Source organism: Acinetobacter sp. MYb10 (assembly GCF_002980175.2).
Taxonomy (GTDB): Bacteria; Pseudomonadota; Gammaproteobacteria; order Pseudomonadales; family Moraxellaceae; genus Acinetobacter; species Acinetobacter guillouiae.
The window spans coordinates 566,418-586,426 of sequence record NZ_CP058272.1 but is presented as its reverse complement, the minus strand read 5'-3'; the positions used below and the strand labels follow the sequence as shown (position 1 = coordinate 586,426).

Genomic DNA, 20,009 nt, shown 5'->3' with positions numbered 1-20,009 from the left:
GGTAAATTAAAGTCAAATTTAAGATTTTTATTAATTTTAATTTTTTAAATATGAATTTTATATAAGGGATTTATTCATGTTTTAAATATAAAGTATTTTATTTAATTTTTGAATTTATTTTACACATTTCATTTTTTATGCAAGACACCATTAATATGTTACTTGCAATGAATCTATTTTAGCTTGCATTACTAGGGATACGTATGCTTTCTACAACTAAATTATACTTGAGTACAGCAATACTCTCGACATTTGCTTTATCTGCAATGGCACAACAGAGTGTTGTCCCTACTGCTATGTTAGATGATACTTTTCTCGTAAAAACTCAGAATGAACGTCCTAATCAGGAACCATCAATTTTTAGGCCAATACAAGAAAAAAATACTCAACAACGTTTAAATGAACTAAAAAAACGTTTTGGCCATTCACCTAATATTATTGTCATTTTATTAGATGATGTGGGTTGGGGAGATTTGGGCGTGTATGGCGGTGGAGTTGCAACCGGTGCTGCAACTCCCAACATGGATCGTATGACTAAAGAAGGATTACAGTTAATGAATGCCTATTCGCAGCCCTCATGTACTCCTACTCGTGCCACTATATTAACTGGTCAGCTACCAATTAGAACTGGTTTGTTACGTCCAATGTTACCCGGCGAAGGTAGTCATGAACGTGGTATAGACCCTAGCACGACCCTACCTCAAAAGCTTAAAAATGCCGGCTATATAACCCAAGCTATAGGTAAATGGCATTTAGGTACTGCGAAAGAGGCTCAACCACAAAATGTAGGCTTTGACGACTATTATGGGATATTGACCTCTTCTGATGACTATACTGCGTGGCGTGAGTCTTGGCGTAATCCAGAATTGATGCTAGATCCAGTTCGTAAAGCTTGGGCCGCTGAAGCAGAAACTATGGCTATTGTACAAGCCTCTAAAGGTCAGGAAGCAAAACAAGTATTCCCGATTAATAATGATTCTATTCGTTTGGTAGATGAAAAACTTACTAATAAAGCTATTAATTTCATAACTGAAATGAAAGGTAGCAAAAAGCCGTTCTTTTTATATATGGGGGCTCGTTGTTGTCATAACGATAATTACCCTCACCCTGATTTTGCTGGTAAATCTCTCGCTAAATATCCCTATAAAGATGCTTTAGTAGAGATTGATTACAGAGTTGGGCAAATTCGTACAGCACTTGAAAAATCAGGTCAGTTAGAAAATACACTCATTATTTTAACGAGTGATAATGGTCCATTCACTGAAGCTTTTCCTGACACAGGTTTCACTCCTTTCAGAGGAGCCAAGGCAACAAGTTATGAAGGTGGCGTTCGTGTACCTGGTATCGCATTCTGGCCCGGGGTGATTAAGCCTGGCCGTGTTTCAGAAGGTCTATTTGATTTAACAGACATTTATGCAACTTCTTTAGGGTTAGCTGGGGCCTCTGAGCAGATGCCGAATGATCGCTATATGGACACAATTGACCAATCCTCTTTTCTGTTAGCGGACAATGGAAAATCTCGTCGTCGAATTCAATATTACTGGGCGAATGACAACTTTATGGGGATTCGTATCGCGGAATATAAGCTGCTAGTAAAGGAGCAAAGTTTTAATCTATCAGATACTTGGCCACAAATGAGTCCATTCCAAGGTACAGCACAACCTCTTCTTTATGGTGGTAAAATTTTTAATTTGTTAATTGATGCTAAAGAAGAAAATGCGATGGCTCCATTAAAACAACCGCAAATTCCCGTTTTAAAAGAAGCTGTAATGCGACATCTTGAAACCATGAAGAAATATAAAACCCCGGTGCCATTTAGATGAGTATTTTAAATCAACAAACGAACCTAAGTGAAAAAAACACGAATGGTATGATATATCTCACGGGTGGTACTTATATGATGGGGTCAAATAAACATTATCCAGAAGAAGCCCCTGAACACTATGTTAGTGTTTCCCCTTTTTGGATAGATGAAGCCCCAGTTACAAATCAGCAATTCAGTGAGTTTGTAAAAGCTACAGGTCACGTGACATTTGCAGAATTAGCGCCTAATCCAAGTGATTATCCTGGAGCTCCTCTTCATATGCTACAACCTGGTTCACTTTTATTTTCTCCTCCAGAACATCTCGTTAACTTAAATGATTGGTCTCAATGGTGGGAGTTTAAATTTGGAGCAACATGGTGTCATCCTCTGGGTCCTTATTCTACGATAGACGGTTTAGAGGACCATCCTGTTGTACATATTGCTTATAACGATGCTCATGCTTATGCAACATGGTTGGGAAAATCATTACCAACTGAAGCAGAATGGGAGTTTGCTGCTAGAGGGGCTCGTAAAGGATGTGAGTTTGCTTGGGGAGATGAACTTATACCAAATGGTCAGTATATGGCGAATACTTGGCAAGGAATTTTCCCTTATAAGAATTCATTGCAAGATGGTTTCGCTCGTACATCACCAATAAAAGCATTTCCACCTAATGATTATGGGCTATATGACATGATTGGTAATGTATGGGAATGGACCAGTGATTTTTGGACAGTTGTGCATCAGCAAAACCCTACTAAATCTTGTTGTATTCCTCATAATCCACGTGGTGGTAAAGAAACGGATAGTTACGATCCTTCGATGCCTGAAATTTTGATTCCGCGGCGAGTTTTAAAGGGGGGCTCTCATCTATGTGCTCCAAATTATTGCCAAAGATATAGACCAGCAGCTCGGCATGCAGAAGCAATTGATACTTCTACTAGCCATATTGGTTTCAGGTGTGTCGTGCGTAAATGACACATAGGTAAAAAATATTGCGTTAATAATTTATAAAAAACATTTTATCCATACCTGATTTTTTTACTTATGATTAATTGAAACAGGTATGCCCCAAAAGGAATTTGGAGGCTCTAAATGCATTCACATATTAAACAACCTACTTTTTTGATATTAGTAACACTAACATTCTTCAATGATTGCGTTGCGGCCGGTCTTGATCGCTCTGGCCAATCAATCACAGATTTTTTCCAAGAAGGGATCTATGCTTCAATTTCATATAATTACTCTATACCACATATCGATGGAGATGATACGGGTCTAAGTTCACAGGGGAAATTTAATGAAATACCGAATCTAAGCAGAAAAAGTTCATCATTTCGTTCTGGTTTGAAATTTGATCTAAATGAAAAAATTAGCCTTGGACTAATCTACGATCAACCCTTTAGTATTAGTCTAAAACATCATGGTCAAAATGACTTTGTTTCTCAAACTGAACATGGTGTACAAGGAACTCAAGCTAATCTGGATAGCAATAATTTAACTGGATTAGTTGGTCTAAATATCAATAAGAATTTTGGTATCTTCGCGGGTCCTGCGATAGAAGAAGTTGCAGGTCAAGTAAAATTAAGAGGACAAATTTACAAAAACATTGCAAATTATGATGCTGAACTACTTTCAGATTATTCAACGGGTTGGGTAGCAGGATTTAATATTAAAAAGCCTGAAGTTGGTTTAAAAAGTTCTTTAACATATCGCTCAGAGATAGAACATGATGCAAAAGGAGCAGAGCAATTTACAGCAATCAATCAGAATGTTTATTTATCGAATGTGAAATTTATTTCCCCCAAGTCTGTGAATTTTGATTTTCAAACAGGTTTAAGCAAAACAACACAATTAACAACGAATCTTCGTTGGGTTCCTTGGAGTAATTTTGAATTTAAACCACCTAAGTTAGCAGAACGTACAGCACCTGCAACATTAAATCGATCAGGCTATCCTTTAATCAATTATAAAAAAGATCAATGGTCTGCTCAAATTGGCTTAGGTCAAAAAATTACAGATAAAATTTCTCTTTCAGCATCAATCCTTTGGGATTCAGGGTTAGGAAACCCTGCTAATGCACTTGGTCCAATTGATGGTTATTGGGGAACAGGCTTAGGGGCTCAATATAAATTTTTACCTAATTGGGCAATATCTATTAGTGGGAGATATTTATGGTTGGGAGATGCTCAAGCTGCACGTCAAAATGGTGATATTGTCGGTATCTTTGCTGACAATCATAGTTACTCTTTAGGATTTAAATTAACTTATCAAAAAAGATAGTGATATAAACAACGATTCTAAGAACAAGAGTCATATTGCATGACTCTTGTTTAAAGCATCATTAAACTTTTGATTGGACAGTATTTAATTATTTAAGCATTTTAATATAGACTTCAATAGCTTATCATTTTGAATGTCCAATAAGCTCAAGTTTTTTAAAAACCCACAGTCCACAAGAGTTGTGCAGTACGTGGTGCGCCAAGAAATAAATAGTCATCGCCTAAGAAACTCCCCGCATCTCGCCAGTATTTTTTATTAAATACATTATCAAGGTTGAATCGAAGCGTATTGTCATAACCATAAGCGCGGAAGTTATAAGCTGTACCTACATCAAACACGCTATAGCCTGATACTTTTACTGTACCCGTTTTATTGGCATATTTACTGCTACTGTACTGTATGCCAGCCAATAAACGTAAGCCATCTACTTGTGGTACTCGATAAGACAGATGACTGGCAAAACGGACACTCGGTACATTTTGAGTTTGATGACCTTGATAATCAGCCACTTGTATTTCTTTTAAACGTGAACGAGTTAAAGCTAAAGAAGAAGTCATATCTAGATTTTGCCCTAAGCGTCCCTGTAAACCCAATTCTAAGCCAAGGTTATGTTGCTTACCATCCGTGACAAAGTAATTGTCTGCGTTGGTGTATTGATTGTCTTGGGTTAAATCGAATAATGCCGCGGTAAACAGTAATGTTTGCCATTGCTGCTTAAGACCCAACTCATACTGAGTTGAATTTATCGGTGCTAAAGTTTTAAAAGCATTACCTTCAATACCTTGATCAGGAATACCAGTAGCAAACCAAGGGGCTTGTCCGCCATCACTTAAGCCTTTGGCATAAGAAGCATAGAGGTGGGTATGTTCCCAAGGTTGATACAGCAACGCAAACTGCGGCAAGAAACGATTAAAATTGGTTTCTCGGATGTTGTTTGCATCCACATCATAAGCATTTTCATTTAAATGCATCAGTTTACCGCCCAACAAAACTGACCATTCAGTGTTGAAGTCAATCTGGTCCAGTAAGTTCAGTGCAGTTTGTTGACTGTCTAATGATTTATAATGTGTACCTAAAGTTTTATCAGTAGGTGCATACGTTATAGGATCATTATAAATATTTCCTGTACCGACCCATTCATTGATCGCGTTATATTGTGTATGCCGTTTACCTGTATGCGAGAGTTCTAAACTGAGCTTATGCTGCCAAGCCCCTGTGCTAAAATTACCGTTTAATCCTGCTTTAAATTGATTGGTTAAGAAGCTGTCGTCTGGATTACGGAAATCATAAATATCATAGTTACCATTTTGGTCAAAAGTATTACCTAAACCTGTCGTTTGGCAAGTACCGCTATAACAACCCCACGGAAATGCTGAATAATCATCAATCACGACACGGCTTTGTGCAGCAGACAAATTTGTGATCCAGTTGTCATTCACTTGGTAAATATATTTTAAGCTGGCATTTAGGCTTTCATTGGTCACTGGTTTACTCCAGCTTTGATAGCCAAGTAAACGATCCCATTTAACCCCAGTGGGTACAGTTGTACCACCTAGTAACTGATAACCTGCAACTGAGCGCTGACGTTGACGCTGTGATTCAATATCAAATTCTAATTTTGAGCGATCTGAAATCTTCCAATCTAACGCCAAAGCACCAAACAAACGCTGCCCATCTGCATGCTCAACATAAGGATGAATTTCTTCTTTGGCCAGATTCAGTCGATAACCAAACTGCTGCTCTTCTCCCAACCAGCCACCCAAGTCAGTTGCGACACGATTGCCACCATGACTATCTACATCAACGGTAATAGCATGAATGTCTTCTGGGCGTTTAGTGACATAATTGATGACACCACCCGGTTTTGACATCCCACTTTGAATCGCACTCATACCCTTTAGAATTTCAACTTGTGCTTTGTTCTCAAGTGCCACATTTTGCTCGCCACGCAACAAATGACCATTGAGCAAATAACTTGAACCTAAATTTAGGTTAAAGCCACGCATAATAAAGTTTGGATAATAACCAATGGGTGCATAGCCATCACCGATTGCTGCATCATTTTTAACAACATCCGTCAGGGTTTTTGCATGTTGGTCAGCGATACGTTCCGCGGTGACTGTACTGATAGATGCAGGGATCTCAGCAAGATTCTGCTGAGTAAATCCTGATAAATTTACCTTGGGTTGATAATAAGCAGTTGGTGTTGTTTCTTCTGTTTGAACGCTTACTTTAATCGTTTTAAGTTGCTGTGTATCTTTTTCAGTATCAGCATGTGCCAATGCTGAACTTAGCCCTAGACATGAAAATGAACCAACCGCCAGTAGTGCTTTTTGTAAACGAGAAAATGGATACGTTTTCACAGTAATTGCCTAACCCCAAAAGATAATCTTACAGCCTCAATTTATGCGCATGAGTATTCACAATTTTTTCTCATTGAACAAGCATTTCTATAAGATATTTAAGCTTTAAAGAACACTTTGATATGACCTTGAAAATAAATAAGCATTTTTGAAGAGAAATTAAAACTTCGCCAAAGCATCAAGGTGTTGCTGGAAATCACCTTCCGCCCCTGCAGCATTTACATGATCGAAGTAGTCATACCAACCACTTGCTTGAATACCTGTTAACAATGCATCCCGTGCCTGTTGATTTGGAAAGCGCCAAATCCCCATAAAGCGATGAAGACTACTTTGATCAACGGCAGTATCAATCTCGGTGAGTGTTAAAAGCTCAACACCCAGACTAGACAAGCCTCCCATAGCTGCGCCAACATCAGCCAAATATTGTTGGCGCTCTTGTGTAGGTAAAGCTTGCCAAACTGCATTGGGTGAATAGAGTTCAATTAGATAGTGATTCATGATTTTTCCTTGATTTAATTCAACGTTTTATATGGATAATTTAAAAAGATTTTTATGTAGATATTTTATCAGCGCTTATCAACAAGATTTTTCGCCACTTTCTCAAGTAAGTCTGTTAATTGCTCACGTTCAGCTTGGGTTAAACCAGCAAACAGGCTGGCAATCCAGCGACTATGCTGATCAAACACAGTTTTTGCGACTTGTTTGCCCTTTACCGTCAGTCGAATACATAACGCGCGACGATCTTCTGGATCTGCATGACGTTCTACCAATTGTTCACGTTCTAAGCCATCCAGTAGTCCAGTGACTGTGGCACGGGTAATTCCCGCTTGTTCAGCTAAAGTTTTAGGCGCCACAGTATCATTAGCTGCATCAAGGAGAAATAAAAGCACAAATCTCCCTTCAGATAAGCCATAAGGCGCAAGCTGTGCGGCACAATCTCGATCAATACTTGAAGCGAGTGAAAGCGTTTGAAAACAGAGGCGCAAATTTTCAATATCTGCCATTTTACGGCGTTGCGCTTCATGCAAAAGCGCTGTGTATTTCTGTTCTAGATTCATTTAGTATTTAACCATATAGTATGGCAGCTAACTATATATTGAATATTTTAGCTGTGTCAAGATAGATTCTTTACCAGAAAAAGCAGTGCTTAAATTGATCGATTTTAATTGGACTAAAACAGATTTTTTCAGATTGAATTTTTATGTTTAATTTATCTTGTGTTAAATCGATAAAATATTTCTTAGTGTTATTTTTGAATAGGATAAAACCTAGCTCATGGATTATCATAATTTGTTGAAATATATCGTTAAAGTTTAATTTAATCGTAAATTAAAACCTATTCAATATTGCCCTTTCAAAGTGATGAAACGCCCATTTATTCGCCGTAAGCGACGCTTAAAACTTAACAAAATAAGTCGCAATCATACAATGTATATTCCAAGTCAATATTCATCACTTATACATTTTTATTGCTGATCTATGCTTAAGCTTTTGAAGATGAAACCAGATATTGATCTAAATTTTTAAGGGAAAAATCAATGATTTGCAAAAGCATTTGTTCTGAATAACCATCTTTGGCTTGAACGGATAATCCATGTAGCACTAGTCCGTAATATTGCCCTAATATTTCAGGGTCAGCATGTTCTAATAATTGTCCCTCTGCTTTCGCCTGTTTAAAGCGCTTAACCAGACTTTGACCACGTTCAATACGTTGTTGCTTCATCCAGTCTAAAAGGCTTTGATTTTCCTGACTTAATACACTTGCAGATGACACAACCATACAGCCATATGAACGATTATTCTGGGTATAAAGTTTGATTGCATCTTGAAATAATTGGCTGATCGCATCCTTAATATTTGCTTGTTGTAAAGCGTAGATCGCAAAGCCGCCTTCATTTTCTTCGTAGTGTATAACAGCTTCTCGAAACAACGCTTCTTTCGAGCCAAAGGCTTTATAAATGCGTGCTGAAGCAATACCTAAGACCTCGACTAAATCTGACATCGAAGTCCCTTCATAGCCATGTTGCCAGAAAAAATCACGCGCTTGAATCAATGCTTTTTCCCTATCAAATTCTCTTGGTCTACCAGCCATAACGACGCTTCAATCCGATTTAGTGTTTTTTATTATCATTCGAAAAAATAAATTTCGCAAATAAATCAATAGGATTTGTTGGAGAGGCTGCCCTTTTTTAGCTTCTTTTTTAAAAACTTGTTGTTTTTATTCAAAAGAAAGCCTATTGTTTGTCGATCGACAACCAATTGAGTTTAGCTATGCAAACCATCAAAGGTCCAAGTATTCATCTCGCACAATTCAGTGATGATATTTTCCCATTTAATAATTTAGAGGGCATTGCCGCATGGGTTTCCGATAAAGGCTTTAAGGCTGTACAACTGCCAGCATGGGACAAGCGTTTATTTGATGTTAATTTAGCAGCCACAAGCCAAGATTATTGCGATGAAATACAAGGAGTTTTACAGAATAATGGTTTAGAAATTAGTGAGTTGACGACGCATATTTTTGGTCAACTTATGGCTGTGCATCCAGCTTATGATGCTTTATGTGATGCTTTTGCACCTTCACATTTACATGGAAATTCAGTAGCTAGAACTCAATGGGCTGAACAACAAATGTTGGCTTCTGTTCAAGCATCTGCCCGCTTAGGTTTGCAAGATATGGGAACTTTTTCAGGTTCACTGGCATGGCCTTATATCTTTCCTTTTCCTCAACGCCCCGCTGGACTTATTGAAACCGCTTTTGATGAACTTGCACGTCGTTGGATGCCGATCCTCAATGCCTGTGATGAACATAATGTCAATCTGTGCTACGAGATTCATCCTGGTGAAGACTTACATGATGGTATTTCCTTTGAAATGTTCTTAGAACGGACACACCACCATCCACGTTGTCAGATTCTTTTTGACCCGAGTCATTTTATCTTGCAACAACTGAACTATTTGGAATACATCGATATCTATAAAGATTTTATTCGAATGTTTCATGTTAAAGATGCGGAGTTTAACCGGACAGGTCGCCAAGGGATGTATGGGGGCTATCAAAATTGGGGAGATCGTGCAGGTCGATTCCGTTCTACTGGAGATGGTCAGGTTGATTTTAAAGCAATTTTCTCAAAATTGGCACATAACGACTATCAGGGCTGGGCAACTTTGGAATGGGAATGTTGTTTAAAAAATAAAGAGGATGGCGCAAGTGAAGGTGCTGAGTTTATTCAACAACATATTATTCATGTTACTGATAAAACCTTTGATGATTTTGCAGCAGCGCCTGTCAATCAATTGCAAATAAATCAACTTTTGGGTATCTAAGGCAGAGATTGAGCATTTACTATGACAACACATGAAAATTTAGTTGATCAATTTCAGCATCATTACATCCATATAGACAGTAAAAAGCTTCATTATGTCTCTACAGGTCGTGGTCCTGTCGTATTACTTATCCCCGGTTGGCCACAAACATGGTACGCATGGCGAAATGTAATGAGCGTATTGGCGGACAATGGTTATCAGGCAATTGCTGTGGATCCACCGGGAACAGGATATTCTGTCCCGCTGAATGGAAGTTATGATACGGGGCGAATTGCGACAATTTTATCAAGCTTAATGTCAAAACTTGGACATGATACTTATTCAGTGATTGGTCACGATATCGGGATGTGGGTTGCTTATGCACTTGCAGCTGATTTTCCCCAATCTGTTACTTCTCTGGCTGTGACTGAAGCCGTTATTCCCGGATTGGCAACGCCACCGCCTATTTTTGTTTCACCTGATGAAAATATTTTTCTATGGCATTTCATGTTTAATCAAGTGATGGACTTACCTGAAGCTTTGGTCAGTGGACGTGAAGAAACTTATCTTAATTATATTTTTGATAAGTGGTCGTGGCACAGAGATAAAGTCGCCGCTGAAACGTATATTGAGGCTTATAAAGTATCGGGACGTTTAACGGCAGGTTTTAATTACTATCGTTCAATCCCCGAAACCATTCGTCAAAATAAAATCCGCGCAACTAAAAATCTAGAAATGCCTGTATTGGCGATTGGTGCAGAACAGGCAACCAATGATGCACCTTATGAAACCATGAAAAAAGTTGCACCGCATTTAACCAGTGCAATTGTCAAAGATTGTGGTCATTTTATTATGGAGGAACAACCCGAAGCGTTTTGTTCCCTGATTTTAGAATTTCTACAACAGGAGCAATAAGATGTCTTTAGACCATCAAATTGCAGACTGGCTTAACGCTAGACCTGTTGCAACAGCTGCAAATACACTTTGTGAATTAAGAGCGCAGGTGAATCAGGACATCATACAACAGCAAGGTATTGAGCAAGATTCCAGCTATCAAACCAGTTTTTGGATTACAACTTCTGATCAAGCTCAAATCCAAGTTCGGGTATATACGCCCTATGCTTTGGTACAGCTACAAAGCAACCCAGCTTTAGTATTTGCCCACGGTGGTGGATGGTGTTTGGGGAGTTTAGATGCGTGGGATCGTTCATGCCGTTTACTGGCAGAATCAACACAGCATGTTATCTTTTCAGTGGATTATCGCCTAGCGCCTGAATTCAAATTTCCAGTACCGCTGACAGATTTTTTTACAGCACTTCGTTATATTCAAGAACATGCTTTAAGTTTAGGGCTTGATCAAAATCGTATTGCTGTGGGTGGTGATAGTGCGGGAGCTAACCTTGCAGCAGCTGCATGCTTACTCGCTAAAGCGCAACCAGAAATCCAGATTAGTCAACAACTGCTGTTTTATCCAGCCTTAGATGCCACGATGCATGGTAAATCCTATGAAACTTATGCGGATGGTTATGGCTTAACGACTGCAACAATGGCGTATTGTTGGGATCAATATTTAAATAGTGATTCTGACAAAACCAATGAGTTGGTGAGTCCTCTACTGGCACAATCATTACAAGGCTTACCTGAGGCAACAATTTTTGTCTGTGAATATGATCCACTGTGTCATGATGGCGAACAATATGCTGAAAGATTGAGAGATGCTGGTGTCTCGGTGAAATTTCATTTTCTAGCAGGAATGATTCATGGTGCAATTCATATGACCGCAATCACAGAGAAAGCCAACGCTATATACGATAAGATTGATTTATAGGTGATTTTGATCATCGTGAAAAAAGGAAATCGCATGATTTCCTTTTTTGTTGTCTTTAAAAGTATCTGAACGTTTATAAAAACAGAACTGATATACGCATTAAAAAGACTAACCTAATTCAGCCAATATTTTATCTAAAACAATATTGCTTTTTTGCCACTTTGGCTGTTTATCTTTGTCGACAATTAAAGCGCGAACACCTTCAAGAATATCACCATGTTCAAACCAGATATCCTGTAAATTTCGTTCCAGCTGCATACATTGTTGTAATGACAATCCCCGTCCCAAGTATTGCAGCCGTAAACTGGTCTTTTTCGCCACCCAAGAACGCTGTTGCAAAGTGCTTAAGACTTTGCTTGCCCAGGCTTGATGCTGTTGATCTTTTTCATTTTCAAGACTTTTTTCAATATCTTGCAAATTTTCAAAGCCAAAATGCTTACGAATGTTCTCAACCGATGCACTGAGTTCACTTTCCACAGGGCGGGTAATAAATTTAGAAATTATCTGTTCAATATGGTCTTTGCTTAAATTGCTTGATTGGCTCAGCGCATCAAGTAAGTCATTAAATTGTTGGTTAGGAACATGATAATCAATCAAATCTAAATATAAGGCATCACTGCTACTGATTTGGTCACCTGTGGTTGCCAGATAGACCCCAATATCATCTAAACGTGACAAGAAGTGCGTTGCTGCAACATCAGGAAAGAAACCAATCGCCGTTTCAGGCATGGCAAAACGTGATTTTTCACTACTGACAATAATATGACAGGCTTGTGCCAGACCAAAACCGCCACCTAAGACATAGCCATCTAACAATACCACAACCGGTTTTTTAGACGCGCGAATGCTATTCAACATGTCATATTCAGCAATAAAATAGCCTTTATGTCCATCTGTACCATTTTGATAACAATCGTAAAGATAACGAATATCACCACCTGCACAAAATGCTTTTGGGCTATTAGATTTGATCAGTATCGCTTGAATGCCAGCATCATTTTGCCAAGTTTCAACTTGTATACGGATACCATTGATCATATCCAGAGTCAGTGCATTCAGGCTGGACACTCGATCTAAGGTAATCACACCCAGAGCTGCGTTCTGTTCGACGATTAAATGATTTTCAGTATTCATCCCATCTTCATCCTGTTATTGATTTTTAAAGTTGGCTTGGCGTTTATCAACAAAGGCTTGCATGCCTTCTTTTTGATCCAAAGTAGCAAAAATTGAATGAAAGGTTCGTCGTTCAAAACGTAAACCTTCCGCCAAACTCACTTCAAAGGCACGATTAATTGATTCTTTGATCATCATTGTCGCCACCAATGATTTTTCAGCAATTTTTTCAGCAGCACTTAAAGTCTGGGTTAAAAGCTCTTCGGGGCTAAACACACGGGCAACTAAACCACTCAGTTCTGCCTCAATTGCCCCCATTTGTCGAGCGGTTAAACACATTTCCATCGCTTTGGCTTTACCTATGGCAAGGGTTAAACGCTGCGTACCCCCAATGCCTGGAATCACGCCTAAAGTGACTTCAGGTAAGCCAAATTTGGCATTATCCGCACAGTAAATAAAATCACACATCAGTGCCAACTCACAACCACCACCCAAGGCATAACCACTGACAGCTGCGATTAAGGGTTTACGGCGTTGCGCAATTCGATCGGCAAGATTAAAAAAATCATCAAAATAAATATTGGGAAAGTTCAATCCCGCCATTTCTTTAATATCAGCACCTGCTGCAAAGGCTTTTTCTGAACCAGTCAGCACCATACAACCAATATCCTGATCCTTTTCTAAGTCATCTAAAGCTAAATTTACTTCTTGGATTAATTTTGAATTTAATGCGTTTAAAGCCTTTGGGCGATTGAGTGTAATTAAACCTACACCTTTATGTTTTTCCAGTAAAATCGTTTCAAATTGCATATTCATTTCCTTATCTGTTTTATCCCATCATCTGATACACAGCGATTAACTCTATTTATAAACTTCGCGCAATCACTAAACGCTGGATGTCACTGGTGCCTTCATAGATTTGACAAATACGTGCATCACGATAAATCCGTTCAATTGGAAAATCTTTTAAATAACCATAACCACCAAAGATTTGTAGTGCAGCAGAACAGACACGCTCTGCCATCTCTGAGGAAAATAATTTTGCCATTGAGGCTTCATTGAGACAGGGCTTGCCTGCTTCTTTCAATCGTGCGGCATGATGGACCAATTGACGAGCTGCTTCGATTTCTGTTGCCATATTGGCCAAACGAAAAGCGATTGCCTGATGTTCAAAAATCGGTTTTCCAAAAGTAATCCGTTCTTTGGCATATTTGCTGGCTTCTTCTAAGGCAGCACGTGCCAAACCCACCGCTTGCGCAGCAATACCAATACGACCGCCTTCCAGATTAGACAGTGCTATTTTAAGCCCTTCACCTTCTTGACCTAACATTAAGCTTTTGTGTACACGCACATCAGTCAATGCAATTTGACAGGTATCTGAAGCATGCAATCCCAGTTTTTCTTCAGTCCGAATCACTTCATAGCCCGCAGTTTCCCGTGGCACAATAAAGGCACTGATACCTTTTTTACCAGCACTTGGATCGGTCACTGCAAATACAATAATTACACCAGCATTATTTCCTGAAGTAATAAATTGTTTTGCACCGTTAATAATCCAATCCTCACCATCTTTGACAGCTCGGGTTTTCAGTGCTGCTGCATCAGAGCCTGTATGCGGTTCGGTCAATGCGAAAGCACCTATCATTTCACCTTGTGCCAAAGGCATTAAATATTTTTGTTTTTGCTCTTCACTACCAAATTTAGCAATCGGAACACAACCAACTGAATTATGTACACTCATGATAGTGGAGGTTGCACCATCTGCTGCCGCAATTTCTTCAAGTGCAAGAACATAGGCTAAGTTGCCGGTATCTGAACCACCCCATTGCTCTGAAATCAGCATCCCCATAAATCCCAATTGCCCCATTTGTGACAAGGTCTCTTTGGGGAAAATGCTGTGTTTATCCCATTCCGCTGCATTTGGTTTAATTTGTTCTTGGGCGAAACTTTTCGCCATGTCCTGAATCAATAATTGTTCTTCAGTAAATTGCATTTCATATTCCTTAGCATCATTTAACATCCTACATTCGGCAAGTTTAGCTTGTGTAGGATGATCCTTACTGGCTTTATACACTTAATTGTTGTTTAGCAATTTCTTGATTTCGTAGTAAAAAGCGTTGAATCTTGCCACTTGGGGTCTTGGGTAGTTCAGTAACAAATTCAACTTGTCTTGGATAAGCATGGGCAGACAGACGTTTTTTGACAAATTGCCCAAGTTGTTCAGCCAATTCCTCAGATGGTGTTTTATTTTCTGCCAAAATCACAAAAGCTTTAACGATTTCGGTTCGCTCTGGATCGGGGACTCCAACAACAGCAGCTTCAATCACTGCCTCATGTTCAAGTAATGCACTTTCTACATCAAAAGGTCCAATACGATATCCAGAGGTGGTAATCACATCATCACTACGTCCAACAAAACTCATACTCCCATTTGCATGTAATTCAGCAGTATCACCGGTCAAATAATAATTTTTGATAAATGGTGATTTACGACTTTCTTTATAGCCACCAAACCACATCATCGGTGATTGACTGATATCTACCGCTAAAATTCCAGCGGTATCGGCAGGCAACTCATTGCCTTGATCATCCACCACAGCAACACGATAACCTGGGCTGGCAAAACCAGCAGCGCCTGCACGGACCTCGTGGCTTAAACCATGATGGTTGCACACCACCATGCCCACCTCTGTCTGTCCATAATGGTCAAAAATAGGCGCATCAAGCACTTGTTTAAACCAACGAAAAACTTCTGGATTTAAAGGTTCACCAGCACTACTCACAACCCGGAATTTACCCTTTAGTTGTGCCATTTGAGTGGGATCTGCGGCCATCATCATCCGATATGCTGTAGGTGCCCCTGCCAAATTGGTAATTTTATAATCATCAATAATTTGACATAAACTGTCTATGCTAAAACCACCTTCATAAAACAAAGTGGCATGGCCTAACAACAAGGGTCCTGTGATACCGTAATAAAGTCCATATGCCCAACCTGGATCAGCAATATTCCAGAATGCATCATCTGCGCGTAAGCCGATCGCATCTTTCATATAGTTGCCAAAAGCAATTAAGGCTTTGAGTGGAACTTCCAAAGGTTTTGCAGGTCCCGTGGTACCTGAGGTAAACATCAGTAAAAATGGATCTTGAATGCTTTGCATGACCAGATCGCATTGCTCAGCCTGTTGATTGAGTTCTTTCCAAAAGTCTAAATCACCTTGTTGTACAGCATGACCCTGTTGATCAGCGACAGTCATAATTTGTGGACACTGTGCAACTTCATCCAGTTTGCTACGATTGCCGATATCGGTCACAACCAATTTGCTTTTTGCCAGCTGAACTCGATGTTCAATCGCCTTTGGGCCAAATGCAGTAAATAGCGGTTGATAAACTGCACCAATTCGCCAAGCAGCGAGAATCACCACCAATAATTCGGGAGTTCTTGGTAATAAACCCGAAATACGATCACCTGCTTGAATACCCTGTGACTTTAAAAAATTGGCAAACTGACTCGACCATTTTTTCAGTTGAGCAAAGGTGTATTGTTCTTTACGGCCATCTTTACCTTGCCAATATAGGGCAACTTTTTCGCGATCTGCTTCTGCATGTCGGTCACAGCATTCATAACAGGCATTCAGTTGATCAACCGAACCTGAGAGCATTTCTTGAACCGCACCATCTAAATTAAATGTTTTAGCAACATCATGATAATTCAACATATTATATACTCCGGCCTGGATTTATTGTTATTCATGACACGAGTGAATCTATTGGTTTTTCACCACCCATTGGTGGTGAAATTGACTATGCTTCGATTGATAATTAAGTTTCTTTAGGCAAATATTGCTGAATGATGCTGGAAAAATCGAGTTGAGCATGACCTTGCATACACAGTTGCTGATAAAGCTGCTGTACCAAACCACCTAAAAGCAAAGGTTGTTTGACTTGGCCTGCGGCTTCAACAGCCAAACCCAAATCTTTAAGCATCAGTTGAGAGGCAAAGCCATCACTATAACCACGTCCAGCAGGTGCATTTGCAGAAATACCCGGCCATGGGTTACACACTTCCGAGCTCCAGCAACGACCACTTGAACTATTGATTACGCCTGCTAATGCTTGTGCATCGATACCAAGTTTTGCCCCTAGCGCCATGCCTTCAGCCACTGCGGCCATTGAAATGCCTAAAATGAGATTATTGCAAATTTTAGCAATTTGTCCTGCACCCACTTCACCACAGTGCACGATGTTCTTACCCATTGGTGCAAGCACAGATTTGACTTGTTCAAAGGCTTTATCATCAGTTCCTACCATAAAGGTTAGCGTACCTGCTTGGGCCCCGATCGTGCCACCTGAAACAGGTGCATCACAAATTTGAATTCCTTGCTCTGCACCAATTGCAGCAATGTCTTTAATGGTTTGTGGATCAATGGTACTGCTGTCGATACATAAGCTGCCTTGTTTAAGCACAGCAAGTACCCCATTTTCACCCAAATACACCTCTTTAACATGCTTTGCGGCTGGCAGCATGGTGATTACGACATCTGCATTTTCTGCTGCTTTCTGTGGACTATTACAGGCAATTCCGCCTGCTTCGGTGAAATGTGCGATTGCAACATCACTTAAATCAAAGCCATAAACCGTCAAGCCTGCTTTGAGTAAATTATGGGCCATTTTACCGCCCATATTGCCTAAACCAATAAATGCAATATTCATCCTTGAACTCCTATATTAACGCAAGCTGATGGTGGTATTCACTTCACCTTTTTCTTGTGTGTCTTCGAACCAACGACTGGTAATGGTTTTGGTTTGAGTATAGAACTGTACTGCTTGTTTACCATAAGGCCCTAAGTCCCCTAATTTTGAACCTCTTGACCCGGTAAAGCTAAAGAATGGAACCGGCACAGGAATTGGAATATTGATACCAACTTGGCCGATATCAATAGTGCTTTGGAAAGTACGCGCTGTTGCACCACTTTGAGTAAATAAACCCACACCATTCCCGAACGGATTGGCATTGACCAATTCAATGGCTTGTTCAAGCGTATCAACATGAATAATGGCTAAAACAGGACCAAAAATTTCTTCTGTATAGATGCGCATATCAGTGCTGACTTGATTGAATATGGTTGCACCAACAAAATTGCCATTTTCGTAGCCTTGGACTTGTACGCCTCGACCATCAAGTAAGAGTTGTGCACCTTGTTCAATACCGCTATTAATCAAATCTATAACGCGAGCTTTGGCACGGGGTGAGATCACGGGACCAATATCTGTTTGCGGTTCATGCCCAGCATTGACTTTCAGTGTTTTGGCTTTTTCAACCAATTCATCCACCCAGTTTTTAGTTTCACCGACCATGACAGCAACAGACAATGCCATACAACGTTGTCCAGCCGCACCAAATGCAGCACCAACTAAAGCATTTAAGGTTTGTTCTTTGTTGGCATCTGGCATGACCACGACATGGTTTTTTGCACCCATCATCGATTGCACACGTTTACCATGCTGACCCGCTAAGTTATAGACATGCGTCCCTACCGCAGTTGAACCTACAAATGAAATGGCTTTAATGTCTGGATGCGTACATAGACGATCTACCACTTGTTTGCCACCATGTACCACATTGAGTACACCAGCAGGTACACCCGCTTGTAATGCCAATTCAACCAGCATCATGGTCGATAATGGATCTTGCTCAGACGGTTTAAGTACAAAGGTATTGCCGCAAACAATCGCCATTGGAAACATCCATAGTGGAATCATGGCAGGAAAGTTAAACGGGGTAATTCCAGCACATACACCCAATGGTTGCTGCAAGGTATAAGTATCTACACCACGGGCTACACCTTCAGTATATTCACCCATTTGCAAGGTTCCAATTGAGCAAGCATGTTCAACCACCTCTAAGCCACGTTGAATATCACCTTCTGCATCAGCCAAGGTTTTACCTTGTTCTGCGGTCAAAACACGGGCAATATCTTTCATATTGTCACGAATCAAATCTTGCAGTTTCAGCATGATACGCATACGGGCTTGAATCGGTGTAAAACGCCAAGTTTTAAATGCTTCTTGTGCAGCAGCAATTGCAGCATCAACTTCGTCTAAAGTTGCCATTGGGACACGACCAAGTACCTCTTGGGTCGCTGGATTTAGAATGTCTTGCCACTCAGTAGTATTTGATTCGGTAAATTTTCCATTAATTAACAATTTAGCCGTCGTCGAATGAATATTTGACATTGTGTTCATAACCTCTCCATAGGCAATATTTTTTGTTGTTACATTTTTAGAAAATAGCCAAAAGCAGTATTTTCATCAGTGCTGTTTCAAATCAAACTAACAAAGAAAATATAGATGACCAATAGAAATTAACGCACAATGAATGTGCAAATATGCACAAGGATGTCATACACAATGAAAGTCGATTGGGATCACCTACAGTTTTTTTTAGTTTTAGCGCGTGCCAAGACGTTAACCAATGCAGCTCGTATTATTGGGGTCGAACACAGTACCGTGTCTAGACGGATACAGGCGCTAGAATTAGCTTTAGGAACGCCGTTGTTTAGACGCGAAGCCACAGGCTATGAACTGACTATGGAAGGCTTGGCACTGGTGCCCCGTGTTGAGCAAATGGAACAAGCATTCTTGCAAATTGAAAAGCCCAACTTACCGTTACAAGGACATGTGCGAATTGGCACACCTGAGGGTTTTGGAACAGCATTTTTAGCCCAGCTATTGGCAGAACTGTCTAAACAATACCCTTTACTCACGATTGATCTTATCCCGGTTCCAAAAATGATTAAGCTGTCGCATCGTGAAGCTGATATTGTGATTTCCATTGATCGTCCTAAGTCAGGACCTTATATCATTACCCGTTTAACCGATTATTGTCTTAAAATTTATGGCAGTAAAAGCTATTTAGAAAGTACCCAAGCGGTTAAAAAACTTGAAGATTTAAAAAACCATCAGTTTGTAAACTATATTGACGATTTAATTTATAGCCCTGAACTGTATTGTTTAGAACGTCTGCCCTTACAGCTCAATGCAAATTTTAGAAGTAGCAGTATTTTGGCCCAACAAGTTGCTGTGAGTGCAGGTGCTGGATTGGCAATTTTGCCGAAGTTTTTGGCAGAAAATAAACCAGAACTTAAACAGGTGTTACAAGACGAAGTTCGTTTTATTCATACCTTCTGGATGCTAACTTTAGTCGATTTACAGCATGAACCGCGTATTAAATTGGTTTGGGATTTTTTAAGAACACAAGCTGATAAATATCAAAATTTATTGATGGATTAGTCATTCACTTATTCATAAGAGA

The 20,009-nt window shown here is 39.7% G+C and carries 17 protein-coding genes; 7 read left to right on the top strand and 10 right to left on the bottom strand.

Translation table 11 applies throughout. The features are described from left to right. The first annotated feature begins 203 nt into the window (after positions 1–203). The 3 genes from CQZ96_RS02720 (at position 204) to CQZ96_RS02710 (ending at position 4,087) form a co-directional block, all read left to right on the top strand. A complete protein-coding gene (locus tag CQZ96_RS02720) occupies positions 204–1,823 on the top strand; it encodes an arylsulfatase (protein WP_105712616.1) in 1,620 nt (539 codons plus the stop codon). After that, positions 1,820–2,782 carry a formylglycine-generating enzyme family protein gene (locus CQZ96_RS02715; RefSeq protein ID WP_218619751.1) on the top strand — a complete coding sequence of 321 codons (963 nt, stop codon included), beginning with the start codon at positions 1,820–1,822 and terminating at the stop codon, positions 2,780–2,782. The genes CQZ96_RS02720 and CQZ96_RS02715 overlap by 4 nt, the downstream gene beginning before the upstream one ends. Before the next feature lie 117 nt (positions 2,783–2,899). Then, positions 2,900–4,087 carry an outer membrane protein transport protein gene (locus CQZ96_RS02710; RefSeq protein WP_105712615.1) on the top strand — a complete coding sequence of 396 codons (1,188 nt, stop codon included), beginning with the start codon at positions 2,900–2,902 and terminating at the stop codon, positions 4,085–4,087. A 155-nt stretch (positions 4,088–4,242) separates the two neighbouring features. Here CQZ96_RS02710 and CQZ96_RS02705 read toward each other — a convergent pair whose 3' ends face one another. The 4 genes from CQZ96_RS02705 to CQZ96_RS02690 all read right to left on the bottom strand — a co-directional run bounded on the left by CQZ96_RS02705 (position 4,243) and on the right by CQZ96_RS02690 (position 8,542). After that, positions 4,243–6,450, bottom strand: coding sequence for a TonB-dependent siderophore receptor (locus CQZ96_RS02705; RefSeq protein WP_105712614.1), 2,208 nt, complete (start codon positions 6,448–6,450; stop codon positions 4,243–4,245). Between the two features lie 159 nt (positions 6,451–6,609). Continuing rightward, positions 6,610–6,948: a DUF6616 family protein gene (locus tag CQZ96_RS02700; RefSeq protein ID WP_105712613.1), complete on the bottom strand. Its 339-nt coding sequence runs from the start codon at positions 6,946–6,948 to the stop codon at positions 6,610–6,612. A 68-nt stretch (positions 6,949–7,016) separates the two neighbouring features. Continuing rightward, positions 7,017–7,508 carry a MarR family winged helix-turn-helix transcriptional regulator gene (locus CQZ96_RS02695; protein WP_105712612.1) on the bottom strand — a complete coding sequence of 164 codons (492 nt, stop codon included), beginning with the start codon at positions 7,506–7,508 and terminating at the stop codon, positions 7,017–7,019. Positions 7,509–7,933: 425 nt separating this feature from the next. Next, positions 7,934–8,542 carry a TetR/AcrR family transcriptional regulator gene (locus CQZ96_RS02690; protein WP_105712611.1) on the bottom strand — a complete coding sequence of 203 codons (609 nt, stop codon included), beginning with the start codon at positions 8,540–8,542 and terminating at the stop codon, positions 7,934–7,936. Positions 8,543–8,721: 179 nt separating this feature from the next. On the opposite strand from CQZ96_RS02690, the gene CQZ96_RS02685 reads away from it, so the two are divergent. The 3 genes from CQZ96_RS02685 to CQZ96_RS02675 are packed head-to-tail and all read left to right on the top strand — an operon-like array spanning position 8,722 to position 11,581. Beyond that, positions 8,722–9,774: a sugar phosphate isomerase/epimerase family protein gene (locus CQZ96_RS02685; RefSeq protein WP_105712610.1), complete on the top strand. Its 1,053-nt coding sequence runs from the start codon at positions 8,722–8,724 to the stop codon at positions 9,772–9,774. A 21-nt stretch (positions 9,775–9,795) separates the two neighbouring features. Then, on the top strand, positions 9,796–10,668 hold the full coding sequence (locus CQZ96_RS02680; protein WP_004720390.1) for an alpha/beta fold hydrolase: 873 nt from the start codon (positions 9,796–9,798) through the stop codon (positions 10,666–10,668). Position 10,669: 1 nt separating this feature from the next. After that, positions 10,670–11,581, top strand: coding sequence for an alpha/beta hydrolase (locus tag CQZ96_RS02675; protein WP_105712609.1), 912 nt, complete (start codon positions 10,670–10,672; stop codon positions 11,579–11,581). 108 nt (positions 11,582–11,689) lie between these two features. Here CQZ96_RS02675 and CQZ96_RS02670 read toward each other — a convergent pair whose 3' ends face one another. The 6 genes from CQZ96_RS02670 to CQZ96_RS02645 form a co-directional block, all read right to left on the bottom strand. Beyond that, positions 11,690–12,715, bottom strand: coding sequence for an enoyl-CoA hydratase/isomerase family protein (locus CQZ96_RS02670; RefSeq protein ID WP_105712608.1), 1,026 nt, complete (start codon positions 12,713–12,715; stop codon positions 11,690–11,692). A 15-nt stretch (positions 12,716–12,730) separates the two neighbouring features. Next, entirely contained in the window at positions 12,731–13,504 is a 774-nt protein-coding gene (locus CQZ96_RS02665) for an enoyl-CoA hydratase (protein WP_105712607.1), read from the bottom strand. A gap of 55 nt (positions 13,505–13,559) precedes the next feature. After that, a complete protein-coding gene (locus CQZ96_RS02660) occupies positions 13,560–14,687 on the bottom strand; it encodes an acyl-CoA dehydrogenase family protein (RefSeq protein WP_105713009.1) in 1,128 nt (375 codons plus the stop codon). Positions 14,688–14,760: 73 nt separating this feature from the next. Continuing rightward, a complete protein-coding gene (locus CQZ96_RS02655) occupies positions 14,761–16,413 on the bottom strand; it encodes an AMP-binding protein (protein ID WP_105712606.1) in 1,653 nt (550 codons plus the stop codon). 103 nt (positions 16,414–16,516) lie between these two features. Further along, positions 16,517–17,407, bottom strand: coding sequence for a 3-hydroxyisobutyrate dehydrogenase (gene mmsB / locus CQZ96_RS02650; protein WP_056511205.1), 891 nt, complete (start codon positions 17,405–17,407; stop codon positions 16,517–16,519). Between the two features lie 15 nt (positions 17,408–17,422). Then, positions 17,423–18,940, bottom strand: a complete 1,518-nt coding sequence (locus CQZ96_RS02645) for a CoA-acylating methylmalonate-semialdehyde dehydrogenase (RefSeq protein ID WP_004720376.1) — start codon at positions 18,938–18,940, stop codon at positions 17,423–17,425. Between the two features lie 165 nt (positions 18,941–19,105). Here CQZ96_RS02645 and CQZ96_RS02640 point away from each other — a divergent pair, with 165 nt between their 5' ends. Next, entirely contained in the window at positions 19,106–19,987 is an 882-nt protein-coding gene (locus tag CQZ96_RS02640; protein ID WP_105712605.1) for a LysR family transcriptional regulator, read from the top strand. Positions 19,988–20,009 lie beyond the last annotated feature (22 nt).